At 54.1% G+C, this 11,459-nt stretch carries 14 protein-coding genes; 7 read left to right on the top strand and 7 right to left on the bottom strand.

Going from position 1 to position 11,459, the window contains the following annotated elements:
- Window positions 1-312 (bottom strand): iron donor protein CyaY, encoded by a 312-nt coding sequence (cyaY, locus tag BZG72_RS10645; RefSeq protein ID WP_046074472.1) that lies wholly within the window; start codon window positions 310-312, stop codon window positions 1-3.
- 77 nt (window positions 313-389) lie between these two features.
- On the opposite strand from cyaY, the gene lptM reads away from it, so the two are divergent.
- The 6 genes from lptM to BZG72_RS10615 are packed head-to-tail and all read left to right on the top strand — an operon-like array spanning window position 390 to window position 5,004.
- Window positions 390-500, top strand: a complete 111-nt coding sequence (lptM, locus tag BZG72_RS16115) for an LPS translocon maturation chaperone LptM (RefSeq protein WP_046074471.1) — start codon at window positions 390-392, stop codon at window positions 498-500.
- Between the two features lie 24 nt (window positions 501-524).
- A complete protein-coding gene (lysA, locus tag BZG72_RS10635) occupies window positions 525-1,778 on the top strand; it encodes a diaminopimelate decarboxylase (RefSeq protein WP_077607187.1) in 1,254 nt (417 codons plus the stop codon).
- 8 nt (window positions 1,779-1,786) lie between these two features.
- Window positions 1,787-2,617 carry a diaminopimelate epimerase gene (gene dapF, locus BZG72_RS10630; RefSeq protein ID WP_046074469.1) on the top strand — a complete coding sequence of 277 codons (831 nt, stop codon included), beginning with the start codon at window positions 1,787-1,789 and terminating at the stop codon, window positions 2,615-2,617.
- The gene (locus tag BZG72_RS10625) at window positions 2,614-3,306 is read left to right on the top strand and encodes a DUF484 family protein (protein WP_077666769.1); all 693 of its coding nucleotides are present in this window, start codon (window positions 2,614-2,616) and stop codon (window positions 3,304-3,306) included. Before dapF ends, BZG72_RS10625 begins: the two co-directional genes overlap by 4 nt.
- On the top strand, window positions 3,279-4,274 hold the full coding sequence (gene xerC, locus BZG72_RS10620; protein ID WP_077666768.1) for a tyrosine recombinase XerC: 996 nt from the start codon (window positions 3,279-3,281) through the stop codon (window positions 4,272-4,274). Before BZG72_RS10625 ends, xerC begins: the two co-directional genes overlap by 28 nt.
- 1 nt (window position 4,275) lies before the next feature.
- Window positions 4,276-5,004: an HAD-IA family hydrolase gene (locus tag BZG72_RS10615; RefSeq protein WP_077666767.1), complete on the top strand. Its 729-nt coding sequence runs from the start codon at window positions 4,276-4,278 to the stop codon at window positions 5,002-5,004.
- Here the strand turns inward: BZG72_RS10615 and BZG72_RS10610 are convergent.
- The 4 genes from BZG72_RS10610 to BZG72_RS10595 are packed head-to-tail and all read right to left on the bottom strand — an operon-like array spanning window position 5,001 to window position 7,339.
- Complete coding sequence (locus BZG72_RS10610) at window positions 5,001-5,444, bottom strand: DoxX family protein (RefSeq protein WP_046074465.1); 444 nt, start codon at window positions 5,442-5,444, stop codon at window positions 5,001-5,003. The genes BZG72_RS10615 and BZG72_RS10610 overlap by 4 nt on opposite strands.
- A 3-nt stretch (window positions 5,445-5,447) precedes the next feature.
- Entirely contained in the window at window positions 5,448-6,188 is a 741-nt protein-coding gene (locus tag BZG72_RS10605) for an HvfC/BufC N-terminal domain-containing protein (RefSeq protein WP_077666766.1), read from the bottom strand.
- Entirely contained in the window at window positions 6,185-7,024 is an 840-nt protein-coding gene (gene bufB, locus BZG72_RS10600) for an MNIO family bufferin maturase (RefSeq protein ID WP_046074464.1), read from the bottom strand. Before bufB ends, BZG72_RS10605 begins: the two co-directional genes overlap by 4 nt.
- Before the next feature lie 54 nt (window positions 7,025-7,078).
- Window positions 7,079-7,339, bottom strand: coding sequence for a BufA1 family periplasmic bufferin-type metallophore (locus BZG72_RS10595; RefSeq protein WP_077666765.1), 261 nt, complete (start codon window positions 7,337-7,339; stop codon window positions 7,079-7,081).
- 242 nt (window positions 7,340-7,581) lie between these two features.
- Between BZG72_RS10595 and uvrD the strand changes: the two genes are divergently transcribed.
- The gene (gene uvrD, locus BZG72_RS10590; protein WP_069360776.1) at window positions 7,582-9,762 is read left to right on the top strand and encodes a DNA helicase II; all 2,181 of its coding nucleotides are present in this window, start codon (window positions 7,582-7,584) and stop codon (window positions 9,760-9,762) included.
- Between the two features lie 93 nt (window positions 9,763-9,855).
- On the opposite strand, the gene BZG72_RS10585 is transcribed toward uvrD, so the two are convergent.
- Window positions 9,856-10,500, bottom strand: coding sequence for a LysE family translocator (locus tag BZG72_RS10585; RefSeq protein ID WP_077666764.1), 645 nt, complete (start codon window positions 10,498-10,500; stop codon window positions 9,856-9,858).
- Window positions 10,497-11,429: an EamA family transporter RarD gene (gene rarD, locus BZG72_RS10580; RefSeq protein WP_077666780.1), complete on the bottom strand. Its 933-nt coding sequence runs from the start codon at window positions 11,427-11,429 to the stop codon at window positions 10,497-10,499. Before rarD ends, BZG72_RS10585 begins: the two co-directional genes overlap by 4 nt.
- Between the last annotated feature and the right edge of the window lie 30 nt (window positions 11,430-11,459).

Genomic DNA, 11,459 nt, shown 5'->3' with positions numbered 1-11,459 from the left:
TCACCAAGAAATAGGTTCGCCAGCGTGCTTGCTGCACTCTTGCTGAACTAAATCCATCAGGATCAAGCCGGTTTTGCTGCAGGTCCACTCGCCGTCTTTGAGGGCGAAGTGGAACCCACCACTTTTTGACGCCACCCAAATTTCTTGCATGGGCTCTTGGCGATTAATGATGATCTGGCTGCCATCATCGAACTCCAGCGTCATCACGTTGCCAACGCTCTCATAATCGATGTCGGCGCCTGAGTCATCGATACCTTCTTCAATGGCCTGCATTTGTAAATCGACCAACTGATGATATTCCGTTGTGTTCATCCCGTTACATCCTATTGCTTTTCATGGTTGTGATGCGATTATAGAGGGCATTGACTCGATAATCACTGGCATTCACTATGCGAAAACTCGTCATTTTACTGATGTTCACTGGCATCATGACACTGACCGGCTGTGGCCAACAAGGGCCCCTGTATTATCCGGACCAACAACCGACGCAAAATCAATAACCAACGACGACAGGGAAGAGCACCTTGGACTATTTCAATTATCAGGACGACGGCCAGCTGTGGGCTGAATCACTGCCCTTGACCCAACTGGCCCACGACCACGGCACGCCCTTGTACGTATACTCGCGTGCCACCTTTGAGCGCCATTGGCACGCGTTTGATCGCGCCGTGGGCGACCACCCGCATTTGGTGTGTTATGCCGTTAAAGCGAACGCCAATATTGGCGTATTAAATGTGCTGGCACGCTTGGGCTCAGGGTTTGATATTGTCTCTCAAGGTGAGCTTGAGCGCGTGCTCGTCGCCGGTGGTGATCCCGCGAAAGTGGTGTTTTCTGGCGTGGGCAAAACGGCCGCAGAGATGCGTCGTGCGCTGGAAGTAGGCATCAAGTGCTTCAACGTGGAATCACACTCTGAACTCGATCGCTTAAACCAAGTGGCGGGCGAGTTGGGTGTGCAAGCGCCGATATCGCTGCGTATTAACCCCGATGTGGACGCCAATACTCACCCTTATATTTCTACCGGGTTGAAAGACAATAAGTTTGGCATTGCCTTTGATCAAGCGCTGACGAGCTTCCGTTATGCGGCCAGCTTGCCACACCTTAAGGTCGAAGGTATTGATTGCCATATCGGCTCGCAGTTAACCGAGCTAGCGCCTTTTATTGAATCCACTGACCGTTTGTTGGCGCTGATTGATACCTTGGGCGATGAAGGCATTGCGATTCGCCATCTCGATGTGGGTGGCGGCTTAGGCGTGACCTACAGCGACGAGAAACCGCCGCAGCCATCGGAATATGCCAAAGCGCTGTTGGCGCGTTTGGACAATCATCGTCATCTTGAGCTGATTTTTGAGCCGGGCCGTGCGATTGCTGCCAATGCAGGGGTGTTGCTGACCAAGGTCGAATTCCTCAAGCACAGTGAGCACAAAAACTTTGCCATTATCGATGCGGGGATGAACGACTTAATTCGTCCGTCCCTGTATCAAGCCTATCAAGAGATCATCCCTGTGGTGCCGCGCGACGGTGAACCGCAAACCTATGATTTGGTTGGCCCGGTGTGTGAAACGGGTGACTACTTAGGTAAAAATCGCTCGCTGGTGTTAGAAGCAGGCGATTTGCTGGCGGTGCGCTCAGCCGGCGCGTATGGCTTTGTGATGGCGTCAAACTATAACTCACGCTGCCGTCCTGCCGAAGTGATGGTCGATGGCGACCAGGCACACCTTGTGCGCGAGCGCGAGAACTTGGCGTCGTTATGGCAGCTTGAACAGCGCCTACCAGAATAAGGATTGGCATGCAGGTACAGTTTGCAAAAATGCACGGACTGGGCAACGACTTCATGGTGGTTGACTGTGTCACGCAAAACGCGTTTTTTTCGCCGGATCTGATTCGGCGTTTGGCTGATCGCCAGCGTGGCGTCGGGTTTGACCAGCTATTGGTCGTGGAGCCGCCTTACGATCCCGAGACGGACTTCCACTACCGCATTTTTAACCCTGACGCATCGGAAGTCTCGCAATGCGGAAACGGTGCGCGCTGCTTTGCGCGCTTTGTGCGAATGAAAGGCCTGACTAATAAGCATCAGATCAGCGTGAGCACCCAAGCGGGTAAAATGCTGCTGCACATTGAAAACGACAACCAGGTGCGCGTGAACATGGGCGAGCCGGTCTTCACACCGGGGAAAATTCCGTTTCGTGCCAACTCGCAAGAGAAAACCTACCTAATGCGGGTGGCAGAGCAGACCTTATTTGTTGGCGCCGTGAGCATGGGCAACCCGCATGTGGTGACCGTGGTTGAGGATGTCGACCACGCCGACGTGGACACCTTGGGGCCGTTACTTGAAAGTCACGAACGCTTCCCTGAGCGGGTCAATGCCGGCTTTATGCAGATCCTTTCCCGCAATGCGATTAAGCTTAGAGTGTACGAACGCGGTGCCGGCGAAACCCAAGCCTGTGGCAGTGGCGCGTGTGCCGCGGTTGCGGTCGGGATTATACAAGGCGTGCTTGATGAGCAAGTAACGGTGAGTTTACCCGGTGGAGATCTACGCATTCGCTGGCGCGGGCCGGGCCATCCCTTATCAATGACAGGCCCAGCGACACATGTATTTGATGGACAATTGCAATTATGAATGATGGGGTAGAAGCCTCGACTCTGGAAACCATGCCACTGAGCGACGAGGCGGTGGCGGCGTATTTAAAAGACAATCCAGACTTTTTTACTCGTCACCGCGATTTGCTGACGCAGCTGACCGTGCCACACGGTGAGCAAGGCGCGGTATCGCTGGTGGAAATTCAACTTAAGCGCCTGCGTGAGCGGGTGGCGGAGTTGGAAGAAGACATTACCCAACTGATGAGCCTGGGGGCGAAAAACGATGCCCTTTTCCGTGCTTTTGCTGAAGCGCATCAGGCACTGTTGCGTGCTAACACGCCACAGTCGGTGCAAGCGGCGTTAACGGCACTTAGCGAGCAACTGCAACTCACCGTTAGCTTGCGGGTGTATGCGCCTATCGACGGGCTGCAGACCATGTCGCGTCAGGCGGTGGATCAATTAAAAAGCCATCATTTTGCTGGTCGTCGTTGCTATCTTGGGCGCTTACGCCGTGTGGATGCAGAAGCGGTGATGGCAACACCACCGGAGCTAGGCTCTTTTGCGCTGGTACCGATTAAAGGGGAAGGCAAAGAGTGGGGACTGTTGAGCTTTGCGAGCGCAGATGGCGGGCACTTTCAACCAGACATGGACACCCTTTTTATCGAACAGCTGGCCTCGCACTTGGCCATTTTATGCAGCCAATGGGCGAAAAAGGGCGAGCGTCAGTGACAGCGGTAACGCCTGACCAAGCTGCTCCCCGTTCACTGACGGTCCCGCTCGACCGCTTTTATCAATATCAGCTCAGCGAACGGGGCCTTAGTGCCCATACGCAACGCAATTATCAGCGCCAGTTAGATAAGGTTGTCGACTTTCTGACCGCGCGGGGCATCGCCCATTGGCAAGATGTGGATGCCGACTGGGTGCGACAAATTTCGAGCCAAGCCAAACGCGATGGCCTTAAACCGGGCAGTATTGCGTTGCGGCTGTCCGCACTGCGCAGCTTTTTCGACTACCTCGTTCTCACTGAGCAGCTCGCGGCTAATCCGGCCAAAGGGGTCGCTGCGCCTAAGCAAGGGCGCCAGTTGCCGAAAAACCTTGATGTGGATGAAATGAATCAGCTGCTCGAGGTGGATCAAGACGACCCGCTGTCGGTGCGGGATCGGGCAATGATGGAACTGATGTATGGCGCAGGATTGCGTTTAGCCGAGCTAGTTGATTTAAACGTGCGTGATGTCTCGGTACGTAAAGGGGATTTGCGTGTCACCGGTAAAGGGGAAAAAGAGCGCATCGTGCCTTTTTCCGGCATGGCCAAAACTTGGGTGATGAACTGGCTTAAAGTGCGCAACCAGCTCCTCAAAGGGCCAGAAGAGGCACTGTTTATCTCTAAACTTGGCCAGCGAATTTCGCACCGTAGCGTGCAAAAACGTATGGCGGAGTGGGGACAAAAGCAGGCGGTGAATAGCCACATTAATCCTCACAAACTGCGCCACAGTTTTGCCACTCACATGCTGGAGTCGTCCGGGGATTTGCGCGCAGTGCAAGAGCTGCTTGGCCATGCCGATTTAAGCACCACACAAATCTATACCCATTTGGACTTTCAACACTTGGCGAAAGTGTATGACGCGGCGCATCCTCGCGCCCGCAGCACAGGGGCTAGCAAACCTCGCGCAGGTAAAAAAAACAACTCGGAGTCGTGATATGAAATTTTATCGTCGCTTAAACGCGTTTGATGCGGTGAGTTTTGACTTGGATGATACCTTGTACGATAACTGGCCGGTGATCGCACGTGCGGAGGCGGCGCTAAACGACTACTTGGGCGAGCACTGCCCGCCGCTCGCCGCGCTTGATAAAGCGACCCTTGCGGGATTTCGCCGCCAAGCCCGTGATGAGAACCCTGCCCAACGCTTTGATGTTACCGCGATGCGGGTTGCCCAGCTGACGCTTGCCGGTGAACATGTTGGTTTAACCGCGGAGAAGGCGCGCGCACAAGCCCAAGCGGCGACCACCTTCTTTTGCGGATATCGCAGTGATTTTACCCCGCCGGCGCAAAGTTTGGCTTACTTAAAAGCCTGGTCCGAGAAACTGCCATTGGTGGCCATCACCAACGGTAACGTCGACACCGATGCGATTGGCCTGACGCCGTTTTTCCAGCATATTTTCCGTGCCGGTGAACACGGGGCGGCCAAGCCGAGTCCAGAGATGTTTGATAAAGCTGCGCAGGCCTTGGGCATCGCCCCGGCGCGTATTTTACATGTGGGTGATCACTTAAGTTCGGATGTGGCTGGGGCGCGCCAAGCGGGCATGCAAGCATGTTGGATCCGCCCAGAGCGCCAATCTCCCATGATGCATAAAGGGCGCACCTTACCGGATGTGGCGATCGACGATTTATCTGAGCTCGATACCCTTATTCAGCAACGGCACCGCTAATGGGTGCCGCTTGGTTTGCGGGTTAGCCAGTTATCGAGGTTAAGCCACCCCGGCCCCCACACACTGACCACCAACAAGATTACGCCCCACATTATGTGGTCATCATAGCCACGCTCCCATAGCAGTGGATAGGAGGCGACCGCGACAATGTTGAACACAAATAACGCCAACGTCATGGGACGCGCGAGCAGGCCCAAAGCAACAAATATTGGCAAAATCAGCTCCGCCGCGGTCCCTAAATAAGCGGCCAGCTGCCACGGCAGCAACGGCACTTGATACTCATACTCGAACAGGTATAGGGTGCTGTCCCAATTTTGGTATTTGATCAGCCCGGATTGAAAAAAAATCCACGCTACATAGACGCGACCCACCAGAAGAAGTAGCGGTTGCAGTGGGGTAAGCGCGCGGGCGAAGGTGTGATTGATTGTGGTTAGCCACATGGCTTACTCCTTAGCATTGCAGGCAGTCGTTGGGGTGGCAAATGCATTCATGGCCGCGAGCTCAGACACACACGCCAGTTGCGCCTGTGACAGGGCGCCTAATGGAGTGTGTGGGCAGGTTTTGAGCACACTGACATGATGGGCACTGAGCGCGTACCAATGCACCTTGTCTTGGTTAGCAACCAGTAATAAAGCTTGCGGCTTCTCGACCACCAAGCCTTCGAACTGCTCGGTGGCGATCGCTTGCCACACGTCACTCACCGCGTAGTCGCTTTCAAATAAACGAGCTTGATGGTTGAGCGGTAAACAAACCTGCACTTGTTGCTCAGGGCTTAGCGACGCGAGCGCGCTGCCTTCAAACGCCGGAGAGGGAGGGGTGAGAGTGAGCACCACTTGCGCCCACTCAAAACGGGCAAGTTCGGCGCAACACGGCACGGGCTCGATAATATTGGGTAGGGTGCGCAAGGTCGCATCGAACTGTGCGCCATAGTCTTCCATCACCCCGGTTTGTGGGGGATGCACCATCGCATGATGACGCGCTACCGCGTCAAAACACGCCTCACCCAGTAGTGCACAGGTCTTGGGATACACGCATTTTAGCGTGTCAGTGAGGGTGACCACATAATGGTTGCGATAAATCTGCAATCGCTTGTCAGCGGCAACGCGACCATCTTTTATCGGCAGCGGCTGAGGGTCATCTCGCAATGTGGCAGCAAAGGCTTGCTGCAAGGTTGCCAGCGTCATACCGCCTCCTTATGTCGAGCCAGTCGGTGGTGGGCTTTGGCTGCTTCTGCTAACAATCGCTCGGGCGCGGGCAAGTCGCTATCCCACTCAATGAGGGTGTGGCGAGGGCCGTGGCGGTCAATCCACTGTTGATAGAGCGTCCACACCGCCTCGCTAACCGGCTGGTTATGGGTGTCTATCCAAATTTCTCCTGCGGGGGTGTGTTTGACGGTAAACCCAGCAAGGTGAATTTCTTTCACCGCATGGGCGGGAATCGCGTCAAGGTAGGTGCTGGCGCTGAAATCATGGTTAAACGCGCTGACATGAACGTTATTTAAATCGAGCAGTAAATCGCAGCCCGTGCGAGCGTGTACTTCGGCGAGAAAGTCCCATTCGTGGTAGTCACCCTGAGCAAAGCTTAAATAGCTCGATGGGTTCTCAATCAGCAGAGGACGCTGCAGCGCGTCTTGAACCTGTTGCACATTGGTGCAAAACACCCGCAATGCCTGCTCGGTGTAAGGGAGGGGGAGTAAATCGTGAAAGTGCTGCCCGTCTATCCGGCTCCAACTTAAATGGTCAGACACAAACAGTGGCTCGACGTGTTTGACCAGTGTACACAATTTGTCTAAATGTGCCCGATCAAGCGGCTCGTCGCTCCCCAGCGATAATCCCACGCCATGACAGCTGATGGCGTAATCCTCACGTAACCGCATCAGGGTTGAGAAGGCAGGACGGTGGGGACGGAAATAGTTTTCACTGTGAATTTCTAACCAGCCAAGCTTTGGGCGATATTGGTCGAAGTAGGCGAGATGTGGTTGTCTGAGCCCCACGCCGGTCAAAACGGTTGCCTCATCCATGGTTGCTCCTTGTGGTCAAATGACAAAGCCCGGGGTTAGCCCGGGCGCGCCATATCACGATGACGAGGTACTGCCGCCGGCTAAGCGATCGCATAAGCCTTTTGGTACCATCACAAACGCATCTTTTTGGCCGTCTTCGGTGGAGGTGCCCGCGCAGGAGCTGGTGTTGGTGGCGCAGTCATTTTGTCCGGCTTTGGCGACGCCATAGCATTTTTCTTTTTCTGCCGCATGGGCCGGTGCGCTAGTGAGTGTGGTGGTACCCACCGCCAGCAATCCTGTGACAGCAGCGGCAACAGCTAGGTTAGTGTTTTTCATCATGTATCCTCTTCTTGTTCCGTGTTGGTGTTATCAGCCCACTGATTGGTGGTGGGCATATAAACCAAGATAGGAAAACACTGCGCAATCTTTCACCACTTAAGCGATTTTTTTGCGTGCTGGTGGCTAACCTGCTGAATTGTTGTTTAAAAAAGTTGCGTCGGGATCGGGCGCGCAATTTAGTGGCGAGCTGGTATAATCGCTAACCAGTGTATAAATACCCAGTAAAATGGCAGGTGGCGATGGACGTATCAACTCTTCTTGACGGACTCAACGACAAACAGCGTGAAGCCGTGGCCGCGCCGCTCGGCAACCATTTGGTGTTGGCAGGTGCTGGCAGTGGTAAAACCCGGGTGCTGGTTCATCGTATGGCTTGGCTGATGCGGGTGGAAGAGGCATCGCCGTTCTCGGTGATGGCGGTCACCTTCACCAACAAAGCGGCAGCGGAAATGCGCGGCCGTATCGAGCAATTGATGCAAGGCACCGCCTCTGGCATGTGGTGTGGCACCTTCCACGGCATTTGCCATCGTATTCTCCGTGCCCACTATTTAGACGCCAACCTGCCACAAGACTTCCAAATTCTTGATTCAGACGATCAGCAGCGTTTGCTACGTCGGTTAATTAAAGCGCAAAACTTGGATGAAAAACACTGGCCCGCCAAGCAAGCGAGTTGGTATATCAATGGCAAAAAAGATGAAGGCTTGCGTCCCAAGCATATTGATACCCGCCATGATCCGGTTGAAAGCACTTGGTTGCGGATTTATCAGGCGTATCAAGAAGCCTGTGATCGCGCCGGTTTGGTGGATTTTGCCGAGATTTTGCTGCGAACCTTAGAGTTATTGCGCGACAAAGCGGTGATCCGCGAGCACTATCAAGCACGTTTCCAGCACATTTTGGTGGATGAGTTCCAAGATACTAACAACATCCAATATGCGTGGTTGCGCATGATGGCGGGCCAACAGGCGCATGTGATGATTGTGGGGGACGACGACCAATCCATTTACGGCTGGCGTGGCGCGAAAGTCGAAAATATTCAGCGTTTTCTGGATGATTTCACCACCCCGCAGACCATTCGTTTGGAGCAAAACTACCGCTCAACCAGTACGATTTTGCAAGCGGCGAACACCCTGATTGAAAACAATGCCGACCGGATGGGCAAAAGCCTGTGGACCGAGGGCAAAGAGGGTGAGCCCATCTCTGTGTATGCCGGTTTTAATGAGCTGGATGAAGCGCGTTTTGTGGTCGGGAAAATCAAAACCTGGCAAGACGAAGGCGGCGCGCTCACCGACAGTGCGATTTTATACCGCAACAACGCCCAATCTCGGGTGCTGGAAGAAGCCTTAATTCAAGCCGGTCTCCCTTATCGTATCTACGGCGGCATGCGCTTTTTCGAACGTCAGGAAATCAAAGATGCGCTGGCCTATTTACGTTTGATGGCGAATCGCAATGACGATGCGGCGTTTGAGCGGGTGGTAAACACGCCCACTCGGGGGATTGGTGATCGCACCCTTGAGACGCTTCGTGGCGCGGCGCGCGATCGTGGCCAAACCTTATGGCACACGGCCGAGCAAATCTTGGCAGAAAAAGCACTGGCAGGACGCGCAGCCAATGCGCTGGGCCGGTTTATCGAGCTGGTCAATGCGCTAGAAGATGACACCCGTGACATGGCACTGTATCAACAAACCGATGCGGTGATCCGTCACTCCGGCTTGCGCGCCATGTACGAGCAAGAAAAAGGTGAAAAAGCGCAAGCGCGTGTCGATAACTTGGAAGAGTTGGTGACGGCTACGCGCCAATTTACGCCTCCTGAAGAGGCGGAAGCGGAAGGGATGACACCGCTGTCGGCGTTCTTGGCCCACGCCGCCCTTGAGGCCGGTGAAGGCCAAGCGGACGAGTTTGATGATGCGGTCCAATTGATGACCTTACACAGTGCCAAAGGCCTCGAATTCCCCTTAGTCTTTATGGTCGGGGTGGAAGAGGGCATGTTCCCCAGCCAGATGTCAGCCGAAGAAGCGGGCCGCTTAGAAGAAGAGCGTCGCCTTTGCTATGTCGGCATGACGCGAGCGATGGAAAAGCTCTATCTGACCTACGCAGAAATGCGCCGTGTGTACGGCAAAGACATGTTTCATAAGATCTCGCGCTTTATACGTGAGCTGCCCGAAGCCTGCTTGGAAGAAGTGCGGATGCGTGCCAATGTCTCACGCCCTGCCGCAAGCGGTGGTCGTTTTTCCAAAACGCAGACTCAGGAGAACTTTAACCAAACCGGGTTTAGTTTGGGTCAGCGGGTTCAACACCCTAAATTTGGTGAAGGCACCATCATCAACTTTGAAGGCAGTGGCGGACAAAGCCGCGTGCAAGTTGCCTTTAATGGTGAAGGGATTAAGTGGTTGGTGACTCAGTACGCCAAACTGGAAGCGCTTTAAGCTCGACCGGTTAACGGTAAAAAACGCAATACGCCCAGCCTCGGCTGGGCGTGTTGGTATTTATCCTATCACCTGCGTTTTTCAGCTGCGGCGTTAGCCGAACACGCCGGCTTGCCAAACGACCGCGCCACCTAGCAGCAAAAACAACAACGCACACAGGCCATCGATAACTGGGGCGACTTTGGTGAGCACTTGCTGTACGCGACTGCCTGATAGCAGCCAGGCAAGCGAAGAAAACCAGCCTAATGAGAGTAGGAACACGACCGCCACGGCCATGGCTTTGCCGCTGGCAGACATGCTCGCCGGCACCAAGGTACTCATCAACGAAATAAAAAACACCAAGGCTTTAGGGTTAAAAAGGTTGGTCAGCACCCCTTTCCAAAAGGCCTGTTTTTGGCCGCGTACCGCAGGCGCATCATTGGCGGTTTGCGCCGGTGCTGTGGCGGCGGCGAGCAAGCCTTTGATTGCGCTAAGGCCTAAATACATCAGCATACTGCCCCCCGCCACTTGCACCCACATAAAGAGTTGTGGGTGCTGATGCACCAACAGGCTGATGCCGGTAATGCTCAGTATTGTGTGCGCCAAAATACTGAGCGATAACCCTAGTGCGATCGCTAAGCCAGTGGCACGGCCATAACGGGTCGCATTTTGGAGCACCAAGGCAAAGTCGGGCCCGGGGCTGAGCAGCGCAACCATATGCACCCCCGCCAGCGTGGCGAGAATAGCGAACTCATTCATCCTGATTTTCCTGCTGACAAAGGCGTGGTCTCTATCTTGGCTTCTTGCTGGCGCTTAGCTCGATAGGCATCAAAGCTAAATATCGCCAAGGCGGCCCAAATAAAGGCAAAGGTGGTGGCTTTATCTGGGGTAAAGGGTTCGTCATACAAGCCGACGGCAAGTAAAAACATTAAGCTGGGGCCGATATATTGGAAAAAGCCCAATACCGTCAAGGGTAAGCGGGTGGCGGCGCCGGTAAAGCACAGTAAAGGCACCGTCGTGATCAAACCGGCAGCGGCCAGTAGCATATTCAGGTTGATGGGATTATCGAGCAGGTTGGCGCTGGGTGTATCGGCAAACTGCCACAGATAAATCAGCGCAACGGGCAAGAGTGTGCAGGTCTCCACAAACAAACCCGGCACCGCAGGGAGATTGATTTTTTTGCGCAGTAAGCCGTAAATCGCAAAACTGGTGGCCAGCACCAACGCAATCCAAGGCAGTGAACCAAAGGTGATCAGTTGTACTAATACCCCTACCAACGCTAGCGCGGCGGCAAGCCACTGTAGACGGCGGAAACGCTCACCAAGAAAGATCATCCCCAGCGCTACGTTCACCAGTGGATTAATGTAGTAGCCAAGGCTGGCATCTAGCATGCGGTTATTGACAATCGCCCAGATAAAAATCAGCCAATTACAGCCAATAAAGCAAGAGGTGAGCATCAACATCAACAGCTTTTTCGGCTCGCGGATAATCGGCTTGAGCTGATAAAAACGACGGGTGAAAAAAAGCAGTAATGCCAAAAAAACAAACGACCACAATACCCGGTGCGCTAAAATTTCCGGCGCCGGAATATGGTTGACCGTTTTAAAGTACATGGGGGCGATACCCCACATAATGTAGGCCGCAAGGGCCAATAACACGCCTTGGCGTGTACGTTTTGGATCAGGAATCACAGCGCAGTCTCGTTATAAGTGTCGGTC

Origin of the sequence: Salinivibrio sp. PR6, assembly GCF_001995955.1 — a bacterium.
Lineage (GTDB): Bacteria > Pseudomonadota > Gammaproteobacteria > Enterobacterales > Vibrionaceae > Salinivibrio > Salinivibrio siamensis.
This window is presented reverse-complemented; position numbering and strand designations above follow the sequence as displayed.